Source organism: Streptomyces sp. NPDC001450, assembly GCF_053597295.1.
This window is the reverse complement of the sequence record NZ_JBSFHY010000046.1, coordinates 14,916-38,850: the sequence shown is the minus strand read 5'-3', so window position 1 is coordinate 38,850 and position 23,935 is coordinate 14,916. Positions and strand designations below refer to the sequence as shown.

Genomic DNA, 23,935 nt, shown 5'->3' with positions numbered 1-23,935 from the left:
AAGAGGGTGGGTGGAAGGTGAGCGGATCGGCGCCGGACGGCGTGGACGAGGCAGAGTGGTTCGCCGGGCCCGTACGGCGCATCGCGCGGCCGTGGCGGGACGAGTTGGCGGGGCGCCTGGCGGCTGTGACCGCCCTGGACCGGGACGAGCGGGACGTGGTGCTGGAGGCCGGCCACACCGCCCTGCTCAGATCGTTGCACGCCAAACTCTCCCGTCTCTTCCTGGTCGAGCTGCACGCGCTGCGCCTGGCCGGGGGCGTCGGTCCGGACGCCTCGGGTGCGGCGGACACGAGAACGTGGTCCGCGTTCATCGACCAGGCCGGCGCGGAGGGCTATCTCGACACGTTGGCCGGCCGGTACCCGAGTGCCCGCCCGCGGGTCGCCTCGGTGGCGCGGATGTCGGTGGCGGCGACGGCCGGGTTCGCGCAGCGGCTCGCCGCGGACCGGGCACTGCTGCGGCCGCTCCTCGGGGGGCCCGCGGGGGCGGTGCACGCCGTGGCGTTCGGGGCGGGCGACAGTCACCGGGGCGGCCTGACGGTGAGCCGGGTCGACTTCGCCGGCGGGAGCGTCATGTACAAGCCCCGGCCGTCCGAGGCCGACGTGGCTCTGGGCGCGCTGCTGGACGAGCTGTTCTCGGACCTACCCGGTGCCCCGGCGCCGGACGAACGGATCCGGGTGCCACGGACAGTGGCGCGCGAGGGCTACGGCTGGGCCGAGTTCGTCCACCACCGGTACTGCGCGGACGATGCCGAACTCGCCGCGTTCTACCGCAACGTGGGGCACTGGCTGGCCGTCCTCCGTTTCACCGGCGGCACCGACATGCACGCCGAGAACATGATCGCCGCGGGACCTGTGCCGGTGATCGTGGACGCCGAGACGCTCTTCGACTCCCCCGCACCCTTCCCGTCCAGCGGCCGGGGTGACGCGGTGGACGTGGCAGCGGCGGCCATCCGCCGGACGGTGCTGCGCACCGGGCTGCTGCCCGTGCGGGGCACCGGGTTCGCGCTGGGAGGAGTGGACATCTCCGGGGTGGGGGCACTGCCCGGGCAGCAGCCGCTGATCCCGAACCCGGTGATCGCGGACGGCGGCACCGCGGCGGCCCGCTTCCAGGTGGACCTGGTGGCGATGCCCACGGCGGGCAACCACCCGAGCCCGGCGCCGGTGCTGAGCACGTACTGGGACCGGATCCTGGCCGGCTTCCGCGAGATGACCGCGCACCTGCGCCGGCCCGGCGTGGATCCGTACCGTCTGCTGGCCCGCTTCGAAGGCGCGCGGGCACGCCGGATCCTGCGACCGACCCAGGCCTACGTCGACATCGGCCGCATGCTGTGGCATCCGGCGTCGTTGCACGACGAGGCGTCGGCCGTCGAACGGGCCCGGGACGTCCTGCGGCGCAACGCCGAGGTGCTGCCCGGTGCGCCGACGGAGCGCACGGCCGTCGACGGCGAGATCGCGGACCTCCTGGCCGGCGACGTGCCGATGTTCGGCTTCACCGTGGACGCGGCCGCAGTACGGAACACGGTGGAGGACTGGCGCACCGCCGACTTCGCGCTGGAGGAGTCGGTGATCCAGGACGCGCTGGTGGGCGCGTACCTGAACGAGCGTTCGCTGCCGGCGCGGGTGCAGGTCGCCGCTCGCCGCCCGCACGCCCGTGACCGGGAGCGGCGCCGCCGGGAGCTGGCCGCGCGGATGGTGCGGCGGCTGTGCGACGGGGCGGTGCGCGGCGAGGACGGTACGGTGACCTGGATCAGCCCGGTCTTCACCCCCGCGGGGTGGTCCATCAGGGTGCTGCCCGCCGACCTCTACACCGGGCAGGGCGGGGTGGTGCTCACACTCGCCGAGTACGCGGCCGAGGTGCGAGCCGGGCGGGCCGATCCGGTCCCAGGCGTCACCGAGACGTTCGACGGCGCGCTGCGCGTGCTGATGAGCACCGAGGACCGGACGCCGACGCCGTCACCCGGGGCGTTCAGTGGCGCCGCGTCGCAGGTGTGGACGTGGCTGGCGTTGCACCGGGTGCTCGGTGAGAAGTGGCTGCTGGAGCGGGCCGCCGCGAGGGCGGTGCTGCTGGAGGGCCGCCTGATCGAGGACGACGTCGAGGTGGATCTCCTCAACGGAGCGGCCGGCGGTATCGTCCCGCTGCTCAACCTGGCCACGGCGACCGGGCAGGACCGCTGGCTCGCCGCGGCAGCGCGCATCGGCCGCCGGCTGGCCGGGCTGGCCACGGTCGACGCGAGCGGTGCCCGCTGGACGACCCGGCTCAACCCTGAGGGCATCGGCGGCTTCGCCCACGGGGCGACCGGCATCGGCTGGGCGCTGACCCGGCTCGCCCTGAGCGACGCGGGTTCCGCGGGCGAGCGCCAGGGCTGGGCCCGCCTCGCCGAACTGGCCTTCGCCTACCAGGAGTCCCTCTACCAGCCGGACCACGGCAACTGGCTCGACGTCCGGATCGGCGCCGAGGAGGACTTCTTCACCAGCTGGTGTCACGGCAGCGCGGGGATCGGGATCGGCATGCTCGACCTCCACCGGCGCATCGGCGATCCGGCCCATCTCGACATGGCCCGCCGCGCCGCCGAGGCCTGCGCCGCCGAGGGCTTCGGCTGGAGCCACACGCTGTGCCACGGCGACCTCGGCCTGTGGCAGTTCCTCACGTCCATGGACGTCGGCGACCCCTCCGGCCTCGACGGCGAGATCCTCACCAGCCTCGAACAACGCGGCCCGGTCGGTGGCCTGGCCCGTGAGGCGTTCTCCCCCAGCCTCATGTCGGGCCTCTCAGGAGTCGTCCACACGCTCTTGCGGATGCATCGTTCGGCTTCCTTGCCGGATCCCCTCGTCCTCGACTGACCCGGGGCGTTCAGGCGTGGACCAGGGCCAGCGTCTTGTTCAGGTTGTGCTCGGCGATGTCCGCCATCGCCGCCCGGTGGGGGAAGTCCCCGTCGAGCAGCCGCAGCGGACCCGCCGTCAGGGAGAGACGCTGGGCCAGCGTGTAGAGCGCGAGACGGTTCTCGTCCAGGCCGTCCACCGCCAGTGGACGGTAGGCGCCGTGCAGGCGGATCCGCAGAAAGACCTGCTCCCACTCGACGTCGAAGTACATCAAGCCCTCGATGTCGATCACCACGGGGTTCCCGGCCGCGTCGACCAGCACGTGGTCGGGGCCGAGTTCGCCGTGCACGACCGCGTACTCCGCGCGGGGCCGCACCGCCGCCGCGAGGTCCGTCAGCCGCTCCTCCAGCCGGTCGCGGACCTGAGCGATCCGCGGATCTCGCGACGCGGCCTCGGCGAGGTCCCGCAGCGCGCGGTCCAGGACGACACCCTCGCACGACGTCCCCCGCGATGTGCCGCCGCCGTGGACCACGGCCACCTTGCCGTACGTGGTCGCCCGGTGCCGCCCCATCGCCGCGAGTGCCTCCCCGAGCCGGTCCATGACGGGGGCGGCCGCGCTCGGGTCACGCGCGAGCAGCTGCTCCAGGTTCTCGCCGGGGACGTCCTCGACGATCGCGAGGTCGGCCGGGCCGTGGTTGCCCTCGCGGTCGACGAGGCGGATGGCCGGGACACGGACGCCGAGCGTGTCCAGCCGTGCGTGCGCGGCCTCGAACAGGTCCAGCCCGAGGCCTGGCGAGAACGGGTCGGTGAGGTCGTCGTCGCCCTCGGCCGCCGGCCAGTAGTTCTCGGCGTCGTGCCAGAGGTAGGCGATCGCCGTCGTCGCGTCGTCCAGCAGCAGGCGGTACACGCCCTTCTTGCTGCCGCCCGCGACCCGCTCGACCGCCTCCAGCCGCCGCCCGCCACCCAGCGCGGCCCGGGCCGCCCCCGCCAGCTGCTCCCGCGTCACTGCCCTGGGTGTCACGTCCCGACCCGCCCTCTCCGTCACGGCAACCCGTGCACCCTACGGGAGAGCGGAGGTGTCAGCCATGCTGTCCGATACGGTCGACCACCTGGATGTCCTGCAGACTCCTGGTCTCGTAGTACCAGTTGGCCTGCTCCCACTCGCCGTGCACCTTCTTCGGGCTGCTCCCCTTGGTACGCAGGCCCAAGTAGTCGTACGTCTTGCGGTCGAAGAGGAACGTCCACGCCGTCTTGGGGTACGAGACTCCGACAGCGGTCCGGCCGGCCACCTCCACGTCGTCGTAGTCCAGGCGGATCCGGGGAAGCTTCGCCAGCGCTTCGAAAGCGCCGGCCTGCAGGCCGGGGGGCATCACACGTGGTCCCATGAGCAGCATGCATCCCTCGAAGAACGCGTACATGTCGTTGTGGGCCGTACTTGGTTGGCCACCCCTGAACTGGGCGAGGAGCTTGTCGGGGTCCGTCGGCATGGTCCTGAGCTTGGAGTAGACGGTGGGGGGCCAGCGCACCTCGTGCTTGCCGAGCGGCGGATCGTGGTGGATCTTCCCGTACTCCTGACGCAGGGACGGCTTGGAACCGTCCACCGACATCCAGCTCTCGTCGGTCCACGTCCTGGTCTTCCCGCCCTTGACCGGGCTCCGCGTGATGTGGGTCCTGGTGTAGAAGTACTGGTCGTTGCGCGGAACGGGCAGATCGTTCCCCGCGGCGCGTGACCTGTCAGCAGCCTTCTGCAGCACCTCCGTCGCGCTGATCGCGCCCAGACGGGGCTTGCGGTCGTCGTTGGTGTCGTGGGCCACCACTACGGTGACGCCCACCGCCGCCGCGGTCACGCCGACGAGCGCGGTACGGAACACGAGTCGTCGGCTGAGTGCTCGTCCACGGGTCGCGCCGCCGCGGGACTCCTCGACCATGGCGGCTCCGAGCCGGGCCCGGGCGGCGGCGCGGGCCTCGCCGGACAGCCCGTGCTGGTCGGCTTCCCATCCCCGCACCATCGTCAGTTCATCCATGTTCCGTCTCCTTGTGAGGCGCGGTCGAGGTGGTGAGATCCGGTCCGCCCAGTGCCCGGCGCAGCTTGGTGCGGGCCCTGTGCAGGCGCGAGCGCACGGTGCCGACGGGCACGCCCAGGGCCTGCGCGGCCTCCGCGTAGTCGAGTTCTCCCCAGGCGATCACCAACAGCACGTCCCGGTACCGGGCGGGCAGTGCGGCGAGAGCGCCGGCCAGAGTGCCGTGCGTCCCGCCGGAACTGAGCTTCTCGGTGACCGAGTCCTCGGGACCTTCGTGCTCCCGGTCCGCGGACAGTGACGCCATGCGCGACAGTGCCCGCAGCCGGCGCGCCTCGTCTCTGCGGTGACGGCCGATCAGGTTGGTGGCTATCCCGTACAACCAGGGCCGAGCGTGCGCGTGGGACAGGTCGTAGCGCCGACGACGCTGGAACGCGATCACGAACGTCTCCGCCATCAGGTCGTCGGCGGTGTCCGAGCCCAGACGTCGCGCGATGTAGCGGTGGATGTCGTCGGCGTAGCGGTCGAAGATCAGGGCGAACGCGTCGGGCGTCTGCCAGGACCGTTCGATCACCGAGCCGTCGCAGTCACCGACCGCGTCCGTTGCCGTGGCGAGTGCGGCAGCAGTGCCCGGCAGGAGCGTCACGCCTCACCTCTGTGGTTCATTTCGTATCCCTCGAAAGCCGTGTCGTGGTCACCTCCTGTTCGCCGATGCCGTCTTTCGAGTTCCACCCTGCCAAGTGACCTGCCTCACATGACGCGTCAGCCACCGTTGGGCATCACCTTGGTGACCTTGCCCTGGGTGTTCGCCTGGAGGTAGCCGGTCTGGCCATAGGCGTTGGTGAGGTAGACGGACATTCCGGCAGGGTCACCGAAGGCGTTGCCCGGAAGGATCACCGTCAGGTAGCGGGTCGTGACGTGATCGACCTTCAGTTTCCGCTCGGCTTCGGCCAGCAGGGCCGGGACCTTGTCCCAGTCGAAGTCGTCCAGGCTGACGGGCTTCTCCCCGCCGCTGAGCGTGTCACTGATGATGCCCTTCTGGACGCCCTGGCCGGGGCGATAGGTGTACGAGTCCTTCTTGATGTCGCTGCCCTTCACCATCAGGTCGGCGGAGACATACTCGGGATACACGACGAGGGACCCGAACCGGGTCCGTCCGGTCTGTTGCTTGAACGCGCTGATGGCGGTGCGGATCCCGGTCGGAGTGAGCATGTTCCCCTTCGCGCTCGCCGTCGCGCCGGTCGACTCCTTCGCCGACGGCGTGACGTCCGTGACGGTCGAGCCGCCGCCCGACGGCGACTTGGTGGCGGAGTTGCCGGACGCGGCGGAATTGGGCGCCTTCGAGTCTGCGCCGGGGAGCAGAGTCCAGACGAGAACGCCGGCAAGCGCCACTCCGGCGACGGGCAGGCCCACCAGCGTCCAGCGCCGGCCACGGTCGGGCCGTACCGGGACCGTGGGAGATGCCGGACGCGCGTCATGCGGGCCCTGGGACGTCGTGGGGGCCGGAGGAGCGCCGTACGGTCCCCCGGACATCGCGGGCGCGGGGCCGAAGCCCGTGGGTGCCGGTGCGGGCCCGGGAACGTACGGTGCGGACGGGGGGTGCAGTTGGTAGGGGGTGGGCGACTCGGGCTCGCGGGCGGCGTCGGCCAGCATCCGGTCGAGTTGCTCGGCATCGGGCCTCGCCGCGGGGTCCCGGACGAGGACCCGCGTCAGTGCGTCCCGCAGCGGACCGGCCTTGACCGGGGGCGGGATCTCGTCACTGAGGACGGCTGCCAGGGTGGCGAGCGTCGTGCCGCGGCGCAGCGGATGCTCGCCCTCCACGGCCGTGTAGAGCATCATCGCCAGCGACCACAGGTCCGAGGCGGGACCACCGTCCTTGCCGGAGACGCGTTCGGGCGCCATGTAGTCGGGGGTGCCGATGACCGACCCGGTGGCCGTGAGGGAGGTCGCCTCGCGGATCGCCGCGATGCCGAAGTCCGTCAGCACCGGACGGCCGTCGGGACGCAGCAGGACGTTGGCCGGTTTCACGTCGCGGTGCTGGATGCCGACCTGGTGCGCGGCACGCAACGCGGCCAGCACCTCACGTCCGATCAGCGCGGCTTCCTGGGCGGACATCGGCCCGCGGGCCAGGCGGTCGGCCAGGGAGCCGCCGGTGACGAGTTCCATGACGATCCAGGGGTAGGTACCCGGACCCCCGTCGACCACATGATGGATGGTCACCACATTGGGGTGATCGATACGCGCCAGCGCGCGTGCTTCCCTCAGGACCCTCTCGCGCAGCATCCCGGCGGCTTCCGGATCGTACTCGGCGAGGTCGGGATCGGGCGGCCGCACCTCCTTGACGGCCACGCTCCGATGCAACACCAGGTCCGTCGCGCGCCAGACCATGCCCATACCGCCACCGCCGAGCCGTGCTTCCAGCTCGAACCGCCCGTCGACAACCCGTCTACCGCTGTTGTCGCTGCCCTCTCCGTTCATGCGCGCGAGCTTAGCGGGAGCCCGGACGCCGCCGTCCCCGCAGGGGGCCGGTCGCCGATGCCTGTGCGGCGGGGGATTCGACGACGCCCGGCATGCTCGTGTGAGCCCTGTGTGCGCCCCACATCGTGCGACGAGAATGCGCCATGCCTGTGGGCGGGTTGCCGGTTCACGGCCCCGCCGCCCAACTACCCGGAAAGGCAGGTCGGCTGCGATGCTGTTGCGACTGCCCAGCTCCGTGTCCGAGGCACGGGAGTGCCTGGCCGAGGGGGCCGTACCGATCGGCGGGGCGACGCTGCTGTGGGCCGACTGGCAGCGGGACGGGTTCCCCGAACTGGCCATGTCGCTGCGCAGCCTCCCGGAGGCCAACGTCATCGGGCGCGAGACGCTGGGCGCCGCCGTGGTGCTGAACCGGATCGACCACCGGGTCCCGGACGTCATACGCCTGGCTGCCGCGTCGGTGGGGACCGGCGCCGTACGCCGGACCGCGACGGTCGGCGGCAACCTCGTGGGCAGCACGCTGCGTTGCCTGCTGCCGGCGGCGCTCGTCCTGGACGCGCGGGCATCGGTGCTGGGGCCCGAGGGTGTTCAGGAGATCGATCTGTCCGAGGCGACGGCCAAGCGTCCGCTGCTGCTGAGCATCCACTGGCGCGAGCCGGTCGCCACCGCCTACCGCAAACTGCCGTCCGAAGCGGGCGGACCGCCGCCGCTCGTCGTCGCCATGGCTCTGCACACCGACGCCGGCGGGCGGAACCTCCTCCGTGTCGCCGTGCGCGACGGGTACGACGTGGTCAGCGGCAGCGCCACGGGCGACACCGGCAGCGAGGACGCGATGGGCACGCTGCGGCTGACGGCGCTGGGTGATGTCCCGCCCACCGCATGGGAGGTCATCGGCGAACAGGCCACGGAACTGCTCGGGCCCGCCGCCGGTCACTGAGCGGGCGGACAGCCCCGCGCGAGCAGCAGGAGGGCGTCTACCAGGTCCTCGGCGGGGCTGCCGGTGGCCAGACGCCGCAGCTGCAGCCCCATCACCACGGCGACCGTGGTGGCCGCCAGGCGTTCCGCGTCCGGCACACCCAGAGCGGTGAGGATCCGGGTGGCGAGCCGGTCGTAGGCGCGGAACGCCTCCGCAGCCGCCTCGCGCAGCCGCTCGTCGCGCCCGGCCTGGATGTACAGCTCGAAGGGCGCGAGATGGGCGCTGTCCAGTGCCGTGCCGCACGCGACCTGTCCGGCCAGCAACGCCGCGTCCTCGATGTCGATGCCCTCGGTCTGGCACTGGTCGGCCAGTTCGGTGAAGTACCGCGCCTCCTCGCGGACGAAGTACAGCAGGCTCTCCCGCAGCAGATCGTGCTGGGTCTCGAAGTGGTACGTGACCGAGCCGAGTGACACTCCGGCTTCCTTGGCGATGCGCCGGTTGGTGACGGCCGCGACCCCGCCCTCGCCGATGATCTGCAGGACGGCGGTGATGATGCGCTGGCGCGTCGTGGCACTGGGAGCGTCGTTCGGCATGCGCTGCATTCTTCCATCCACGTTCCGGTGGACAGTCCCGCATGCCCTCTCTATTGTTCGTTCGAACGAACAGTACGGAGGTAGTCGTGCACATTGCTGGGGCAACTGTTCTGCTGACCGGGGTCACGGGAGGCATCGGCGGCGCGCTCGCCGCGGAGATGTCCGCTCGTGGCGCGGACCTGATACTCACCGGCCGACGGCGCGAGGCGCTGGAGCCCCTCGCCGAACGCTTCGGCGCGCGCACGATCCTGGCCGATCTCGGTGACGCCGATGACGTGCTGCGCCTCGCCGAGGAGGCCGCCGGTACCGACGTCCTCATCGCCAACGCCGCCCTGCCCTCCAGCGGTGACGTGCTCGACTACACGCCGGAACAGATCGACCGGGCGCTCGCGGTGAACCTGCGCGCGCCGGCGATGCTCGCGCGGTTGCTCGCACCCGCCATGGTGACCGCCGGACGCGGGCACATCTGCTTCGTCGGGTCGCTGTCGGGGATGGCGGCCACCAAGTCGTCGTCCATGTACAACGCGACGAAGTTCGGGCTCCGCGGCTTCTCGCTGGCGTTCCGCCAGGATCTGCACGGCACGGGCGTCGGAGTCTCGATCGTCCAGCCGGGCTTCGTCCGCGAGCTGGGGATGTTCGCGAACACGGGCTCGCCGACGCCCGGCGGGGTGCGGACCGTCGCGCCGGAGAAGGTCGTCAAGGGCGTGACACGGGCGATCGAGCGCGACGTCGCCGAAGTCAACGTGGCCCCGGTCGAGTTGAAGCTCCTCACCAAGATCGCGTCGCAGTTCCCGGGCTTCGCGGAGCGCGTGCAGCGGCTGGCCGGGGCGGAGCGGACCCTGGACACGATCGTGGCGGCCCAGAAGTCGAGCCGGTGAGCGCCTGAGGGTGCCGCCCTCTCAAGTCGCGTGTGCGGACGTGACTTTGACGAGCTTCATCAGGGGCTGGTCACTCTGCGTGCCGTAGCCGCCGAGCGCGCACGGCACGTTCATCTCCGGCATGTGGCCGGCCGCGCAGCCACGGGGCGGACTTAGCGGGTGGCGAGGAATCCGTCGAGGTGACGGTGGCTGCCGCCCTTGACGGTGGTGGGAGCGCATGGCGCCCAGGCCAGGGTGCCCGGGGGGGACGACGTCGGGCAGCGGGGCGCGGAGAACTCGGCGTGGAGCCCTCTGGTGTCGTCGGGCCACACGCGTCCCGGGCAGTCGAACCCGTCGCCTTCGTGGTTCATCCACATGATCGCCCGGGGCCCGTCCACCAGGGCGCCCTCGCGCACCAGCACGCCGGCTCACGCTCTTCGCGGCGCCCCAGCCGTCGGCCGGCGGCCAGGTGGTGGTACGGGTGGAACTCCGGCACCTCCTCGGGGACGGGGCCCGCCCGGGGCTCCCTGCGCTTCTGGTCGTGCTCGGAGATGGCCACGGGTCTCACCCCTTCGGCAGGCGGAGGCCGGTGGTCGTCGATCTTGCCCAGGCGATGCCGGGGGATCATCCGCAGAACCTCGACTACCATGACCGAAAATTCACGTTTTCGGTCAGTTCACTCTTCTCCCCCACACCAGAGGAGCCTGCATGACCAGCGAACCCGAGCCGATCAGCGAGGCCGCCCGCCAGGCGCTCGAAAAGGAACTCGCCGAAGTCCGCGCCGAACGCGCGTCGGTCGCGACCACTCTGCGCGACAGTGACACGACCGGCGACCGCGCCGACGAGGCCGACCAGTTGCGGCGCGCCGATGAGCTGGATCGCCTGGACGCCCGCATCTCCGAGATCGCCACGCGACTGCGGCAGGCGGCCGACGCGGGCCGGCCCCCCACCGATGTGGTCGGTGTCGGCAGCACGGTCACCGTGCGATTCGAGGACGGCACCGAGGAGACGTTCCACATCGGCGCGATGGCCGACGTGGTGGACCCCGCGCTGATCACGGCCGACAGTCCGCTGGGGCACGCGCTTCTCGGCCACCGGGCCGGCGACTCGGTGAGTTACCGCGCACCCGAGGGACGGCTGACCGCGGTGGTGGTGGCCCTCGGCGGGTCACCCGACGGACAGGGCTGATCCGGAGCCGGGTTCGGATCAGCCGGGAGCCGCGGGCGGGTCGTCGAGGAAGGTGACGGTCGGGGCGTGGAACAGGCACCCGGTGATCGCGGTCGAGTAGCCGAGGATGCGGTCGTGCGCGGCTCGGCCGTCGCCGAGAAACATGCGCCTCAGCATCTGTTCGGTCACGTCCGGAGTACGTGCGTAGCCGATGAAGTACGTGCCGAACTCGCCCGCGGCGAGGTTGCCGAACGGCATGTTCTCGCGCACGATCCTGCGCTCGTTGCCGTCCTCGTCGGTGATGGTGTTGAGCGCCACGTGGGAGTCGGCGGGCTTGATGCCGTCGGGGAGTTCGACGTTGGCGAGCTTCGTCCGCCCGATGACCTTCTCCTGTTCGCCCGAGGACAGGGCGTTCCATGCCGTCATGTCGTGCAGGTACTTCTGCACGATCACATAGCTGCCCCCGGTGAAGTCGGGGTCCTCGTCACCGACGAGCACCGCGTCGGCCGCGACCTGTCCTTCGGCGTTCTCGCTTCCGTCGACGAACCCGAGCAGGTCGCGCTCGTCGAAGTACTTGAAGGCCTGGACCTCGTCCACCACCGTGACCGCGCCGCTCAGCCGCTCCAGGATCAGCCGGGCCAGTTCGAAACACAGGTCCATGCGGCGGGCCCGCACATGGAAGAGGAGGTCTCCCGGGGTGGCCGGGGCACGGTGGCGGGCGCCGTTCAGTTCCACGAACGGGTGCAGTTCCCGTGGGCGCGGTCCGCTGAAGAGCCGGTCCCAGGCCTCCGATCCGATGCCGACGACACAGGTGAGCCGGTCCTCGGGTGCGCGGAAGGCGACCGAGCGACGCAGGCCCGAGACGTCCTGCAGCAGGTCGCGGACCGTCGCCTCATGGCCCGGCGCGATCGTCACCACGAGGAAGACGGCGGCTCTCGCCGGTTCGACGATCACGGCCTGTGACTCGGGCACGATCCGGCCTCCTCCTGAGCTGGTCCCTCGCACCATCCTGCTGCGTGCGGCGCGAAACCGCGCGAGGACGTCAGCCGGTGACGAGTCCCGCGACGAGGTTGATGGCGGTGGCGAGAATGCTGGTGCCGAAGACGTACGACAGGAGCGTGTGCCGCAGCACGATCGCTCGGATGGCCGTACTCGAGACGGAGGTGTCGGACACCTGATAGGTCATGCCGAGGTTGTAGCTGAAGTAGAAGAAGTCGCGGTACGCGGGCTGCTGATCGGAGTTGAAGTCGATCCCGCCCCCGGCGGTGCAGTGGACGTAGGCGTAGCGGGTGGCGTACATCAGGTGCAGTGCGGCCCAGGCCATGAACACCCCGAACAGCGCGAGCGCGGCGCCGATGTGGCCGGTGTCGGAGGCGCCGAGCAGGAGCAGCAGCACGATCGCGACCAGTCCGCACGAAGCGACCGCCACGACCGCGAGTTCCTCGCCGAGCGGCCGGATGTCCTCGCGTCGGGCGTTACGGTGGGTGGCCGCGGCGTCCATGGGCCACAGCACCACCCAGCCCGCCACCACGAAGGCCAGCTCCGTCGCGGCGATCGCGGCCAGCGCACCCAGCAGCGCCTTGGCCGACAGCCCGACGGCCCCGCCGACCACGGCTCCGAATGCCACCGCACCGGCCAGCCGGGGCACGGCGTCCAGCGGCAACCAGCTGCTCATGCGCCACCAGGGTAGTTCCGTCGCTGCCGGCCGGCCCGCCGGAGCGCGCCGCCTCGGGCGGTCGCAGGCGGGCCGGGCCGCAGGCCGACCCCGCGCCCGGCCGGAGCACGGGGCATACACCGAGCATGCCGGGTTTGCGCCGATTCCCCCGTCCCGTGCCCGTGCACGACTGGCGGACCTCGGCCGCCGACGCGAGGCGTGCGCTCTCCCCACGCGGCGCGCTGCCCCTGCACGACGTGGACGGAGCGCTCCTGTTCGCCGCGCGGTCCGCCCTGGCCATGGGCCTGGTCGCCGTGCCGATCGTGGCGGCGGGACGGCCCGATCTCGCGGTCTACGCCGTGAAGGGATCCTCCCGCGCGGTCGCGTCCGGAGATGCTGGGCCCATAAGCCGGTGGTTGACCAATGAGCCTTTTCAGCGTTGACGCTCCAGGGTGAGGATGGCTGCGGCGATGGCGGTCATGCGGTTGGGGCTGCAGCGGGCCCTGCGGAAGATTCGCCAGGCCTTCAGCCTCGCGATGCTCCGTTCGACTGGTGTCCGTGCTGCTGACAGCGCCTGGTTGATCGTCTGCTGAGTCGCGGTGAGGTTTTTGCCGGGAAGCCGTCTGATCGGTGTGGTCACCCAGGGGCCGGCGCCGATGTAGGCGCGGTCGGCGAGGACGGGAACGCCCTGGCGTTCGCAGATCCGGATGATGCGGTGGGTGCGGGCTGCTGTCAGGTCGTGGCCGGCCGGGCAGCGCGGGTGAGATCCAGAGCAGCTTGCCGTTGGGGTCGGCAACGACCTGCACGTTCACGCCGTGACGGCGGTGTTTCTGGGAGAAGTCGGCCCGGCTGTCGCCGACGCGGTCGCATTCGGCGAGGGTTCCGTCGAGCAGGACGTGATCAGGATCGGCCTCCCGGAGGACGCGCAGCAGGCCGGTCGCCCTGTGGGACAGGTGATCGACGACGGCTTTGACGTAGGCGTGGGCGGTGCCGACGGATATGCCGAAGCCGGCGGCGATCTGCGCGAGCGTGTCGTGGCGGCGAAGGTAGATCAGGCCGACTAGGGCACGCTTGTGGGGCGGGAGCTTGCAGCGGCGGTCACCCTCACGGGTGACGATGAGCATGGATACCCACTCGACCAGGGCGTGCGGCAGGTCGAGTGCGGCAGGATAGGGAACCAACGAGGCTCCCGCGCTGATGAGTTGAGACGTCGAACACCTCTCTCAACGACACAGGAGCCTCGTGCGTTGCGGAAACCTCCGTCCGTCGCCCGATCAGTGGCCACTCTGAAAGAACTCACTGATCCCGGGGATCTGCTCGACGAAGGTACGACGCACGCATTCGGTGTTGCCACAGAAGAACCGGCGAACCGTCAACAGAATGATCGTCGACCGGTCGGCAACAGGGCGATCAGAAATCTTCCGTTCGTACCGGCTGTGGACTCGTTTCGACCAGACGTCGCAGGCGGAGCATGAGTGGAGAGGTGTTCGACTGAACACTCGAACTACGACGAGGCAGTCGTCGGCCGTGAAGCCTTCCACCACAACGCCATCGGCGCCCGGGTACAGCGGCCCTTGCCCCACCTCGGCGGGCTGATCTGGGGACGTGGACGGTGGGGAAGGGACGCTGGGCTGACGCTGCCGTGGGCGCTTGAGGCACCGGCCCTCAATGCGGATCGTAAGGGCCGATGCCCATCGGCTCAGTTCGAGGAGCCGAAAGGCGTGTTGTTCGAGTTGACCCGGCAGATGATGACGTGGCTCTGCGGGTCGGTGCACGTCAGCATCAGGGCGGCGGTGAGGACGCCCGAAACTGCGGCCGCCACCTCGTTGCCATCCATGCCGATGCCTTCGTTGTCCGAGTTGACGGGAAGAGGCGAGCCATCGGCCGCCAAGGCCGTCGGCGCCATGAGGACGCCCACGGACAACGTCAGGGCGGGGAGCAGTGCCCCCAGGCGGACGTAGGCGCGCTTGCGAGTCTCACGTGACATGTCATGTCCTTCGTTAGTGGTCGTGCCGACCCGGTGCCCGTGCGCGGGCGGGATTCGAAAACGATCAACGACTCCCTCCCCGGCAGGACACGCTCCGTCAGATGCCCGCTGCAGCCCCAACCGCATGACCGCCGTCGCCGCAGCCATCCTCACCCTGGAGCGTCAACGCTGAAAAGGCTCAATGATTCCGTGGGAGTTGGCTCGTGCGTGAGCAGGCATGGCAGAGGTCTCGTTCGTCCGGACGGCGGAGCGGCCGGCGCAGAGCCGGGCGAGCCGCGGCCGCGGTGGCCGTCGGCGTCGTGACGATGGGAGCCGTGGCCCCGCCCTCGGCATCTGCCGCCGCCAGGCCGCACACCGCGGTGCACTGGCACGAGTAGGCGTGGCGGATCAGCAGCTTGCGCACAATGGGATTTTCCGCCACTGCCCTCGGGCTTGGGGGCGCACCCTGGGTGGCTGGCCTGTTCGCTCGCCGGTTGTCGCCACCGCCGGGCTGATCCTGGGAGACGACGCGGTCGCCCCGGCCGGACGGGCCGAGCCGGCCTCGCCGTGACGGTGCCTGCTCCGCCGACGGGGCAGGCAGGCACGATGCCTGACGCAGCGTCAGAAATGCGTTCCGCCCGCCGCGTTCTGCCGTCCGTGACACCGCGATCACGGAACTGCGAGACTGGCCGTGTCGACGGCCCGCGGGCGTGGGTGGCGAAGAGGCGAGGAGTCGGAGTGGTCGTACAGCACCGTGCTCGGCCGGCGATTCCGGCACCCGCCGATGTGTGGTTGCTGGCGCGGCAGCGGCCGGCAGTGCTGCGCCGGTCCACTCACGAACTGGCGGCAGCGCTTGCCGATGCCCACGGCCCCCGGTTCGCGGTCTGGCACACCGACGAACTGCTCTTCGGCGTCCAGGGTGGGCGGTTGGTGCTGCGTACGCTGGGCGGCGCCGACCTGCCCGCTCCTGAAGTGGTGTGCGTACGTCAGGTCGCCGGCCCCATGCGCAGCGACCGCGAGGTGACCTTGCTACGGCACCTCGAGCGCATGGGCAGCACCCTCGTCAACACGGTCGCCGCCCAGCTCAAGTGCCGGAACAAGGTGTGGCAGTTGCAGGAGCTCGCGCTGGCCGGACTGCCGGTGCCCGACACCATCTCCTACGCCACCGCTCCGCTGGAAGGCGTTGTGCGCAGCCCCCGTCTGGGGACGCCGTGCGTGGTGAAGTCCGTCAGCGGCGCCAAGGGCGGGCAGGTCTTCCTCGCCCCCGACTCGCACCTGCTTCGCGAGGTCGCCGGCAGTCTCACCCAGGAAGCGCCGTTTCTCTTCCAGGAGCACGTGACCCATTCGCATGGCCGTTCCCTGCGCGTGGTCGTGGTCGACGGCGAACCGGTGGGCGCCGTACTGCAGACCTCCGGCAACGGCACCCTCGCCTCCAACATCTCCAAGGGCGGCTCCGCCACGCTGTGCGCGGGCCGCTATCCGCAGGCGGAGAAGCTGGCGGTGCGCGCGGTCCGCGCCCTGGGCCTGGACATCGCCGGGGTGGACCTGTTGTTCGCCTCCGACGACGCCTACACCATCTGCGAGGTCAATGCGGTACCGGGGTGGCGCCCGGAGATGACCGCGGTCACCCCCGCCATCGCAGCCTGCATCGCCGGTCGTCTGTCCGCCCGCGGCTGCGCAGGCTGATTCTCAAGCCGGGTGCCCGGCTTGAGAATCAGCCTCTGGGCCGGTCGGCCGCCTGGCGCGCTCAGTGCACCGGAGCCGAGATCTCCCGCTTCAGGATCTTCCCGCTCGGGCCCATGGGCAGCGCGTCCACCAGCCACACCTGGCGGGGGTACTTGTAGGCCGCCACCCGATCCCGTACGTACTCCTGGAGTTCCTCGGGGCCGGCCTCGGCTCCCGGGCGCAGGACGACCGCTGCCGCGATCTCCTCGCCGAGCCGTTCGTCGGGCACGCCGAGGACCGCCGCGAGGGCGACGGCGGGGTGCTCGTGCAGGACCTCCTCGATCTCGCGCGGGTAGACGTTGTAGCCGCCGCGGATGATGAGGTCCTTCTTGCGGTCGACGATGTACAGGTAGCCGTCCTCGTCCTGCCGGGCCAGGTCGCCGGTGCGCAGCCAGCCGTCGGGTACGGCGGCGGCGGTCTCCTCGGGGCGGTTCCAGTAGCCCTTCATCAGGTTCGGTCCGCGCACGGCGAGTTCGCCGACCTCGCCCGGGGTCACGTCGCGGCCGTCGTCGTCGATCAGCCGCACCTCGACGTCCTGGATCGGGGTCCCGATGGATCCGGCCTTGCGCGGGCGGTCGGGGTGGTTGAAGGAGACGACCGGGCTGGTCTCGGACATGCCGAAGCCTTCCAGCACCATGCAGCCGAAGCGCCGCTCGAAGCCGTGCAGGATCTCCACCGGCAGGGACGCGCCGCCCGAGATGCACAGGCGCAGGGTGGACATGTCGGCCTCGTCGGCACCCGGGTGCTGGAGCAGCGCCGCGTACATGGTGGGCACGCCCTCGAAGACGGTCGCACGATGACGGGCGATGGCGTCGAGCACGGTCTGCGGATCGAACCGGGGAACGAGGATGAGCGCGGCGCCGCTGCGCACGGCGACGTTCATCGTGCAGGTCTGCCCGAAGATGTGGAACAGCGGCAGGCAGCCCACGACGACGTCCTCGGGGGTCATCTGCTGCACGTTGACGACGTTGACCTCGGTGTTGTGGCGAAGTCCCGCGTGGGTCAGTGCGGCGCCCTTGGGACGGCCGGTGGTACCGGAGGTGTAGAGCAGCACGGCGATGTCGTCGCCGGCGACGCCGGCGATGTCGTACTGCGGCTCCAGCCGTGCCAGTTCGGCGGCGAAGGCGGCGGGTTCGACCGACATGTGGCGAACGGAGGCCGCGGCCGCGCCCTGGGCGCCCTCACCGGGCGCCTGGTGCCACTCGAAGAGCAGCACGGCGCCGGAGTCACGCAGGTGGTACTCGGTCTCCCGGGCCTTCAGCAGCGGGTTCATCGGTACGACGATGCCGCCGGCGCGCAGGATGCCGTAGTACAGGACGACGAACTCGGGCACGTTCGGCAGCATCAGCGCGACCCGGTCGCCGGGGCGCAGTCCCTCGGTGCGCAGCAGGGCGGCGGCGTGGGCGCTCAGCCGGTCCAGCTCGGCGTAGGTGGTGGTCGCCGTCCCCAGCCGCAGGGCGGCGCTCTCGGGGTGCCGGCCCGCCGTCTCCGCCAGGAATTCCGCCAGATTGGCCATGATGCCTCCTTGCACGCATGCTCGCCGGGTCCCCGCCGGCGCTCACGGCATCGTGGCGTTCGTGCCGGGGAGCGTCCATGGCCGGGCGAACAGCTCACACGGCCGGGGATTGTTCCGGGGAACAAAGAGCACGCCGTACGCTGCAGGGATGAGTCTCTCGGACGTGAGTGCCGCCCTGCTGGGACGGCTGCCGGAGCTGGGTGAGCGGATGGCGCGGCGCATCTGCGCCGAGGTCGAGTCCTACGCCGACGAGTCGCTGATCCCCTTCGCGTCGCTGCGGGAGTCCTGCACGGCCAACGCCGACCAGTTGCTGGGGCGTTTCGCCCTCGACGCGGAACCCGATGTGCGGCCCGCCGAGCAGACCGGTCGTCTCCGGGCCGAGCAGGGAGTGCCGCTCGCGGATACGCTGCACGCCTATCGGATCGGGTTCGGGTATCTCTGGTCGCAGATGGTCGTCGAGGCGCAGCGGCATCCGGATGTCACGGACGCTCAACTGGTGGCGGGTTCGTCGGAGATCTGGGCGCAGTTCGGCCGTTACGCGGAGGCTGTCGCGGCGGCCTACCGGGAGGCCAGTGCCGAACTCGCGCTCCAGCGCGAGGCGCGCCGTTCGGCGCTGGTCGAGGCGCTGTTCACGGGCGCGCTCGCGGACCGGACGACCCTGTGGGAGACGGCACGGCAACTCGGTCTGCCGGAGCGGGGACCCTACGCGGTCGTGGCCGCCTCCGTGCCGGATCCGGGCGGGGAGCCGCTGCCCGGTATCGAGGCGTCCCTGCGCCAGACCGGTGTGCAGTCGGCCTGGCGGCTGCTGCCGGGCGAGCAGATCGGGCTGCTCTCGCTGGCCCATCCCGACGCCGAGGCGGTGAGCCGCAGGGCGCTGCGCCACCGTCCGGCACGGGTGGGGGTCAGCCCCCGGTTCCACTCGCTGCGCGACACACCGCAGGCGCTGCGCTTCGCCCGGCTGGCGCTGGCCGGGCTGCCGGGCGACGGGCCGGGCGTGGCCCGTTTCGACGACAGTCCGCTCGCCATGCTCGTCGCCGCCGCACCTGCCGAGGCGGCACGCCTGGTCGAGGTCGTCCTGGGGCCGGTCCTGGAACTGCCGGCGCCCGAGCGGGCACGGCTGCTGGAGACGCTCGGGCACTGGTTCACTGCGGGAGGCGTCGCCGCCGAGACGGCGAACCGGCTCTTCATCCATCCGAACACGGTGCGCTACCGGCTCCGGCGGATAGAGAAGCTGACGGGCCGTTCGCTCTCCGACCCCGCCGCCCTCGTCGACCTCGGCACCGCCCTGCACGCGCTGCGACTGGTTCCGCGGTCGGACGGCCGCCACTGAAAGTGCCGGGGTCGGCGCATCAGGTCACGGCGCCGATTCAGCCGCTCGAAGATTTCGGAGTCATATATGAGATTTTCCGGCATTTCGGGGCACTCGCAAGAGTGGAAACTTCCGATACCGGCAGGAGGCGCATCATGCTCATCCTCGGCATCATCCTGCTCATCGTCGGCTTCGTCACCGGCATTTCGATCCTGTGGACCATCGGCATCATTCTGGTGGTGATCGGTGCGGTCCTGTGGATCATGGGCTCCATGGGCCATGCAGTCGCGGGCCGACGACACTACTGGTGAACGCGGAACACTGCCCACTCGTTCGGACGTGGTCACGCCTGGCATTCCAGGAGCGACCTGAGGGTGGACAGTTCCGTGTCGACCAGGGCGATCCGCTCGTCGAAGAACTGGCCGCCGAAGCCCGGCGGCCGATAGAAGGTGATCATGAATTCGGCTGCGTCGCCGTGGGGGCGGCGCGGGCGGGGGCACGCCAGGACGCGGTGTCGTCCAGGTAGACGGTGTGGACATGGCCCACCAGTCGAGGTCCTCGGTGGGCTCGATCGACTTGATCTTGACGACGGCCCACTTCGACCGGTTCGCCCGGTCGGCCGCGGCAAGGCGAAGACCGGCGGCGGTCCACCTCTCCAGTTGGTCGCGCTGCGGGGCCTAGCGAGCCGAGGAGGCCGGCGTCGTTCTGGTCGGTGAGGCCGGCCAGAACGGGGCCAGTGCATGGCCCCTGTCGGTGAGAACGAGCAGCACGGTGCGCCGCGAGGCCGGGTCGGGCTCGCGGCGGATCAGCCCCATGGCGCCCAGGCGGTCCACGAGCCGGGAGACGGCTTCAGGGTCGATGGCCATGTGCTGCGCCAGCGCGGCTGTGTGCGGGCTCGCCCCCGGAAGGCGGTGTCCGGCGCTGGAAAGACGGTACCCGGCGCTAGAGGCGCACCGACATCTCCACCGTCACGTCGTCACCCTCGGCAAGGCCCTGCGGCTTGCGCACGGCGTTCTTGAGCGGCAGCAGGTAGGAGCCCCCCTTGGGGAAGAGCGACGTCGTGAAGGTGATCTCGCCGATCCGGGCCTCGACCGGAATCACACCCCAGCCGTACGTGGCCGTCGCGGCCACCTCGCGGACGTCGGCGGACTCCTCGTCCGGCACGGCGATGAAGTAGTAGGGCGCCGGCCCACGCCATTCGATCACGCGGCCGGCGAAGGTGAGTTCCATGAGGTCGGTCCCGTCCTCGGGTGGGCAGGTCGCGCTCAGCGTACCTGCGCCGCCCCGGACTCGACGTTCCTCGAATTCACCTCGATCGGACCGTGCGGAAGGGCACTTGCCGGTGCGGCGGCGCACCCTGCCCGGACGACCCTCCCCCGCCCCCCGGCGTCAGAGCTTGGCGCCGAAGTCCTGTGTCCACCAAGGGCCGCCCGAGCCCTTGTGGACGCCCACGCCGATGTCCTTGAACGAGCAGTTGAGGATGTTGGCACGGTGGCCGGGGCTGTTCATCCACGAGTCCATCACCGCCTGCGGGGTCTGCTGGCCCTTCGCGATGTTCTCCCCGTACGTGGACCAGCGGTAGCCGGCGGCCGTGATGCGCTGACCGGGGTCGGCGCCGTCCGGGTTGGTGTGGTCGAAGAAGTTGCGGGCGGCCATGTCGTCGGAGTGGGCCTGCGCGGCCTTCTCCAGTTGGGCGTTCTCGGTGAGCGGTCCGCAGCCGGCGGCCGCGCGTTCCTTGTTCACCAGCGCGACCACCTGCGCCACATCGCCCGAGGGAGCGGACTGCGTCTGCGGTGTGCTGGGCGCGCTCTGCGGGGGCCGAGCGGACTGCCGGGGAGTCGGCGTGGTCTTCTTCGCCGGACGGGCCTTCTTGGAACTCGCCTTTTTCGAGGTCGACGGCGACGGAGAGGCCGAGGCCGACGGAGAGGTCTCGGCGGCGCGGGGTGCGGAGAGATCCACCACGGGACTGTCGGCGGTCTGCGCGGCGGTCACCTCCTCGTTCCCCGACCCGGAGTCCGTCCCGAAGTACCAGAGGCCGCCGCCCGCGACGCAGGCCGCCACGACGGCGCCGCCGACGGCCCGGCGCCGGATGCGCCGACGCCGACGGGTCTCGCCCCGGGAAGCCGACCGGCCGTGTGCAGCGCGGCGACCGTCCGCCGGGCCCGCAGCGGCGTGGCCTGCGGACGCGTCCAGCCGGGACGCCGAGCCGGCCAGACCCATCTCGCCCGCGGCGGGGCCCGTCTTCGCCAGCAGCGCGGTCGACACCGAGACCAGCCCCAGGCCGGCCAGCAGCCCCTCGGCGGGCATCAACCCGCTCCACAGGCCGGAGCAGCGTACGCAGCCGCGGGCGTGCCGGGCTATGCGCTTGCGCCACAGTGCCGAGGGCCGGCCGTCCCAGGAGGCCAGCATGCCCTGCAGTTCCGCGCACGGCGGTTGCGCGTCGAGCGCCCGTACCACCACGCGGGCCGCCTCCAGCTGCGCCTTCATCCGCTGTACGCGGACCGCGGTGTGCTGGGGCGACAGCTCCAGGGCCGCCGCGACCTCGCCGCGGGTCAGCTCACCGGCGCACTCCAGCCACCACAGCGACAGCAGTCCTCGGTCGTCCGGCTCCAGCCAGCGGGTGGCGCGCGCGGTCTCCAGGCGCTGGCCGGACAGCTGCAGCTGGACCATCGTCAGATCCACGAAATCCGCACCCGGATCCGCGAGTTCCTCGGCTTCCTCGACGGCGCCCGGAGCGAACTGCCGGTCCTGCCAGTGCGCCCGGACCTGGTTCATCGCGATGGCCACGAGCCAGGAGCGGAAGCTCTCGGGAGTACGCAGACCGCCCAGCGCGTCCAGGGCGCGGAGCATGGTCTCCTGCACCACGTCGTCGACGTCGACCGAGCCGTTCAAAGCACGCCCCACGATGTTGTAGACCAGCGGGAGGTACGCGCTGACCAGGGCGTCCTGGGCCGCCGCGTCACCCGCCCGGGCGGCGGTCACCAGTGCCGCCGACTCCACCGTGTGCTCTGTACTCATCAATCGCTTCCCTGTCCTCGAATGCCGAACGGTGCTGTCCGATACCTGGGAGACCGCCCAGTGAGCCCCCGATAACAGTTCTTCGGAGATTCGTTCGACGAGAGGTTGGTCGCATCGGCCCGTCGGCCGCAATGGGAGAGATCACACACGGCACGGACCCGGCGGCCCCGGGGCTCAGGCCCGGGCCCCGCCGTCGACGCGCAGGACCGTACCGGTCACGAAGGAGGAGCGGTCGCTGAGGAGCCAGGCGGCGGCCTGGGCGATCTCGTCGGGGTCGGCGGCACGGCTCAGCGGGGTCTGTGCCCTGATGCGGTCGAGAACTCCGGGCGATTCGGCCTCCCAGGTGCGGATCATTTCGGTCAGCGTGCCGCCGGGGGCGATCGCGTTGACGCGGATGCCCTCCGGTCCGTAGGTGACGGCGGCCGACTCGGTGAGGCTGTTGACGGCCCGCTTCATCGCGCCGTAGACGGGCAGTTCGGGGTTGCCGCGCAGGCTGCCGATGGACGAGTTGTTGACGATGGCCCCGGTTCCGGCGGTGGCCCGGATGGCGGCGACCTCGGCGACCATCGCCACCCAGACACTCTTGAGGTTCACGGTGCAGACGTGGTCGAACTCGGCCTCCGGGAGCTGGTCCATGGGTCCGGGCCGCTGGATGGTCGCGCCGTTGTTGAAGGCGATGTCGAGGCGGCCGTACCGGTCGACGGCGCGCTCCACAGCCGCGCGCACACCGGCCGCGTCGGCCAGATCGCACAGCACGTGGTCCGCGCTGCCACCCGCCGCCCGCACTTCCTCGGTCACCGCCTTGAGCTGTGCCTCCGTCCGGGCCGCGAGCATCACCTGGGCGCCCTCCCGGGCGAACAGGCGGGCTGCGGCGGCGCCGATGCCGCGCCCGGCACCGGTGATGAAGGCGACCTTGCCGGCCAGCAGGCCGACGGGCGTGGTGGTGGATGTGTTGTTCATGGCGGCGAGCCTGCGTCGGTCCGGTGAGCCGATCCAGGCACCGGCGGTACCTGGATCGGCTCACCGGACCCTGCGCACACTGAGGGCGTGGACAGACGAGAACTGGCGGCCTTCCTGCGCAGCAGGCGCGAGCGGCTCGCCCCCGCCGAGGTGGGGCTGCCCACCGGGCCGCGCCGCCGCACCCCGGGGCTGCGCCGCGAGGAGCTGGCGCAGCTGGCGTTCATCTCGACCGAGTACTACACGCGGCTCGAGCAGGCGCGCGGCCCACGTCCCTCGCGCGAGGTGCTGGCCGGGCTGGCCCGGGCGCTGCGTCTGCCGGACGCGGAGCGCGTCCACCTCCACCACCTCGCCGGCGCACCGCCGAGCCCGCCGCCCGGGCCGCCGCGCGAGGTGCGCCAGAGCATCCTCGACCTGCTGCACCGGCTGCCGCAGGCCGCCGCGATCGTGACGTCGGCGACCTTCGAGGTGCTCGCCTGGAACGATCTGGCGGCCGCCCTCATGGAGGACTTCTCCGCGCTGCCCCGGCGCGAGCGCAACCTGGTGCGCCGGACCTTCCTCGGGCCGAGCCCCCACGGGCGGCGGTTGTACGGCGTGTCCGACGCCGACGCGTTCGCCCGCGCCTAGGCCCAGCGGCTGCGCGCTGCCGCCGCCCGATACCCCGACGACCCCGAGCTGACCGGCCTGATCGGTGAACTGCTCGCCGGCAGCGAGCAGTTCGCCCGGCTGTGGGCCTCGCATGACGTGTCCGCCGAGCCCACCCTGTGCAAGACGTTCCAGCACCCGGTGGTCGGCCCGGTGACCGTCAACTGCGACGTCCTCCAGATCACCGACCGGGACCAGCAGGTGGTCCTCTACACCGCCGCCCCCGGCTCGCCCTCCGAGGAGGCCCTGCGGCTGCTGTCGGTCATCGGCACCCAGCGCATGGACGCGTTCCGCTGAGCG

The 23,935-nt window shown here is 71.2% G+C and carries 21 protein-coding genes and 3 pseudogenes; 8 read left to right on the top strand and 16 right to left on the bottom strand.

The window, feature by feature from the left end; genetic code table 11:
* The first annotated feature begins 17 nt into the window (after nucleotides 1-17).
* A complete protein-coding gene (locus ACWC5O_RS37485) occupies nucleotides 18-2,840 on the top strand; it encodes a type 2 lanthipeptide synthetase LanM family protein (protein ID WP_450588186.1) in 2,823 nt (940 codons plus the stop codon).
* Nucleotides 2,841-2,850: 10 nt separating this feature from the next.
* On the opposite strand, the gene ACWC5O_RS37480 is transcribed toward ACWC5O_RS37485, so the two are convergent.
* The 4 genes from ACWC5O_RS37480 to ACWC5O_RS37465 all read right to left on the bottom strand — a co-directional run bounded on the left by ACWC5O_RS37480 (nucleotide 2,851) and on the right by ACWC5O_RS37465 (nucleotide 7,315).
* Nucleotides 2,851-3,825, bottom strand: coding sequence for a phosphotransferase family protein (locus ACWC5O_RS37480; protein WP_450588187.1), 975 nt, complete (start codon nucleotides 3,823-3,825; stop codon nucleotides 2,851-2,853).
* Between the two features lie 73 nt (nucleotides 3,826-3,898).
* Nucleotides 3,899-4,843, bottom strand: a complete 945-nt coding sequence (locus ACWC5O_RS37475; RefSeq protein ID WP_450588189.1) for a CU044_5270 family protein — start codon at nucleotides 4,841-4,843, stop codon at nucleotides 3,899-3,901.
* Nucleotides 4,836-5,474 (bottom strand): RNA polymerase sigma factor, encoded by a 639-nt coding sequence (locus ACWC5O_RS37470; RefSeq protein ID WP_450588262.1) that lies wholly within the window; start codon nucleotides 5,472-5,474, stop codon nucleotides 4,836-4,838. The genes ACWC5O_RS37475 and ACWC5O_RS37470 overlap by 8 nt, the downstream gene beginning before the upstream one ends.
* A 125-nt stretch (nucleotides 5,475-5,599) precedes the next feature.
* Nucleotides 5,600-7,315, bottom strand: coding sequence for a protein kinase domain-containing protein (locus ACWC5O_RS37465; RefSeq protein WP_450588191.1), 1,716 nt, complete (start codon nucleotides 7,313-7,315; stop codon nucleotides 5,600-5,602).
* A 211-nt stretch (nucleotides 7,316-7,526) separates the two neighbouring features.
* Here ACWC5O_RS37465 and ACWC5O_RS37460 point away from each other — a divergent pair, with 211 nt between their 5' ends.
* Nucleotides 7,527-8,249 (top strand): FAD binding domain-containing protein, encoded by a 723-nt coding sequence (locus ACWC5O_RS37460; RefSeq protein ID WP_450588192.1) that lies wholly within the window; start codon nucleotides 7,527-7,529, stop codon nucleotides 8,247-8,249.
* On the opposite strand, the gene ACWC5O_RS37455 is transcribed toward ACWC5O_RS37460, so the two are convergent.
* The gene (locus ACWC5O_RS37455) at nucleotides 8,243-8,821 is read right to left on the bottom strand and encodes a TetR/AcrR family transcriptional regulator (RefSeq protein ID WP_450588194.1); all 579 of its coding nucleotides are present in this window, start codon (nucleotides 8,819-8,821) and stop codon (nucleotides 8,243-8,245) included. The genes ACWC5O_RS37460 and ACWC5O_RS37455 overlap by 7 nt on opposite strands.
* Before the next feature lie 86 nt (nucleotides 8,822-8,907).
* Between ACWC5O_RS37455 and ACWC5O_RS37450 the strand changes: the two genes are divergently transcribed.
* A complete protein-coding gene (locus ACWC5O_RS37450; RefSeq protein ID WP_450588196.1) occupies nucleotides 8,908-9,699 on the top strand; it encodes an SDR family NAD(P)-dependent oxidoreductase in 792 nt (263 codons plus the stop codon).
* Nucleotides 9,700-9,983: 284 nt separating this feature from the next.
* Here the strand turns inward: ACWC5O_RS37450 and ACWC5O_RS37445 are convergent.
* Nucleotides 9,984-10,306 (bottom strand): annotated as a pseudogene (locus ACWC5O_RS37445) (hypothetical protein); the annotation flags it as partial.
* Between the two features lie 80 nt (nucleotides 10,307-10,386).
* Between ACWC5O_RS37445 and ACWC5O_RS37440 the strand changes: the two are divergent.
* Nucleotides 10,387-10,866, top strand: coding sequence for a GreA/GreB family elongation factor (locus ACWC5O_RS37440; protein WP_450588200.1), 480 nt, complete (start codon nucleotides 10,387-10,389; stop codon nucleotides 10,864-10,866).
* Between the two features lie 18 nt (nucleotides 10,867-10,884).
* Here ACWC5O_RS37440 and ACWC5O_RS37435 read toward each other — a convergent pair whose 3' ends face one another.
* From ACWC5O_RS37435 to ACWC5O_RS37415, 5 genes and pseudogenes are all read right to left on the bottom strand, one after another.
* Nucleotides 10,885-11,853, bottom strand: coding sequence for a Dyp-type peroxidase (locus ACWC5O_RS37435; RefSeq protein WP_450588201.1), 969 nt, complete (start codon nucleotides 11,851-11,853; stop codon nucleotides 10,885-10,887).
* A gap of 34 nt (nucleotides 11,854-11,887) precedes the next feature.
* The gene (locus ACWC5O_RS37430) at nucleotides 11,888-12,520 is read right to left on the bottom strand and encodes a DUF1345 domain-containing protein (protein WP_450588203.1); all 633 of its coding nucleotides are present in this window, start codon (nucleotides 12,518-12,520) and stop codon (nucleotides 11,888-11,890) included.
* 412 nt (nucleotides 12,521-12,932) lie between these two features.
* A pseudogene (locus tag ACWC5O_RS37425) lies at nucleotides 12,933-13,680 on the bottom strand (transposase).
* A gap of 93 nt (nucleotides 13,681-13,773) precedes the next feature.
* The gene (locus tag ACWC5O_RS37420; RefSeq protein ID WP_450781173.1) at nucleotides 13,774-13,998 is read right to left on the bottom strand and encodes a transposase family protein; all 225 of its coding nucleotides are present in this window, start codon (nucleotides 13,996-13,998) and stop codon (nucleotides 13,774-13,776) included.
* Between the two features lie 200 nt (nucleotides 13,999-14,198).
* Complete coding sequence (locus ACWC5O_RS37415) at nucleotides 14,199-14,486, bottom strand: hypothetical protein (RefSeq protein WP_450588208.1); 288 nt, start codon at nucleotides 14,484-14,486, stop codon at nucleotides 14,199-14,201.
* A 717-nt stretch (nucleotides 14,487-15,203) separates the two neighbouring features.
* On the opposite strand from ACWC5O_RS37415, the gene ACWC5O_RS37410 reads away from it, so the two are divergent.
* Nucleotides 15,204-16,151: a RimK family alpha-L-glutamate ligase gene (locus ACWC5O_RS37410; protein ID WP_450588210.1), complete on the top strand. Its 948-nt coding sequence runs from the start codon at nucleotides 15,204-15,206 to the stop codon at nucleotides 16,149-16,151.
* A gap of 61 nt (nucleotides 16,152-16,212) precedes the next feature.
* Here ACWC5O_RS37410 and ACWC5O_RS37405 read toward each other — a convergent pair whose 3' ends face one another.
* A complete protein-coding gene (locus ACWC5O_RS37405; protein WP_450588212.1) occupies nucleotides 16,213-17,706 on the bottom strand; it encodes a long-chain-fatty-acid--CoA ligase in 1,494 nt (497 codons plus the stop codon).
* A gap of 148 nt (nucleotides 17,707-17,854) precedes the next feature.
* On the opposite strand from ACWC5O_RS37405, the gene ACWC5O_RS37400 reads away from it, so the two are divergent.
* Nucleotides 17,855-19,036, top strand: a complete 1,182-nt coding sequence (locus tag ACWC5O_RS37400) for a PucR family transcriptional regulator (protein WP_450588214.1) — start codon at nucleotides 17,855-17,857, stop codon at nucleotides 19,034-19,036.
* A gap of 134 nt (nucleotides 19,037-19,170) precedes the next feature.
* Nucleotides 19,171-19,326 (top strand): DUF6131 family protein, encoded by a 156-nt coding sequence (locus tag ACWC5O_RS37395; RefSeq protein ID WP_450588215.1) that lies wholly within the window; start codon nucleotides 19,171-19,173, stop codon nucleotides 19,324-19,326.
* Between the two features lie 366 nt (nucleotides 19,327-19,692).
* Here the strand turns inward: ACWC5O_RS37395 and ACWC5O_RS37390 are convergent, their stop codons facing one another.
* The 4 genes from ACWC5O_RS37390 to ACWC5O_RS37375 all read right to left on the bottom strand — a co-directional run bounded on the left by ACWC5O_RS37390 (nucleotide 19,693) and on the right by ACWC5O_RS37375 (nucleotide 22,993).
* A complete protein-coding gene (locus ACWC5O_RS37390; protein ID WP_450588264.1) occupies nucleotides 19,693-19,893 on the bottom strand; it encodes a MarR family transcriptional regulator in 201 nt (66 codons plus the stop codon).
* Nucleotides 19,894-19,957: 64 nt separating this feature from the next.
* Nucleotides 19,958-20,245 carry a DUF1905 domain-containing protein gene (locus tag ACWC5O_RS37385; protein WP_450588217.1) on the bottom strand — a complete coding sequence of 96 codons (288 nt, stop codon included), beginning with the start codon at nucleotides 20,243-20,245 and terminating at the stop codon, nucleotides 19,958-19,960.
* 159 nt (nucleotides 20,246-20,404) lie between these two features.
* Nucleotides 20,405-22,033, bottom strand: coding sequence for a sigma-70 family RNA polymerase sigma factor (locus ACWC5O_RS37380; protein WP_450588219.1), 1,629 nt, complete (start codon nucleotides 22,031-22,033; stop codon nucleotides 20,405-20,407).
* Nucleotides 22,034-22,207: 174 nt separating this feature from the next.
* The gene (locus ACWC5O_RS37375; protein WP_450588221.1) at nucleotides 22,208-22,993 is read right to left on the bottom strand and encodes an SDR family NAD(P)-dependent oxidoreductase; all 786 of its coding nucleotides are present in this window, start codon (nucleotides 22,991-22,993) and stop codon (nucleotides 22,208-22,210) included.
* Between the two features lie 87 nt (nucleotides 22,994-23,080).
* Between ACWC5O_RS37375 and ACWC5O_RS37370 the strand changes: the two are divergent.
* Nucleotides 23,081-23,932: pseudogene (locus ACWC5O_RS37370) on the top strand (helix-turn-helix transcriptional regulator).
* Nucleotides 23,933-23,935 lie beyond the last annotated feature (3 nt).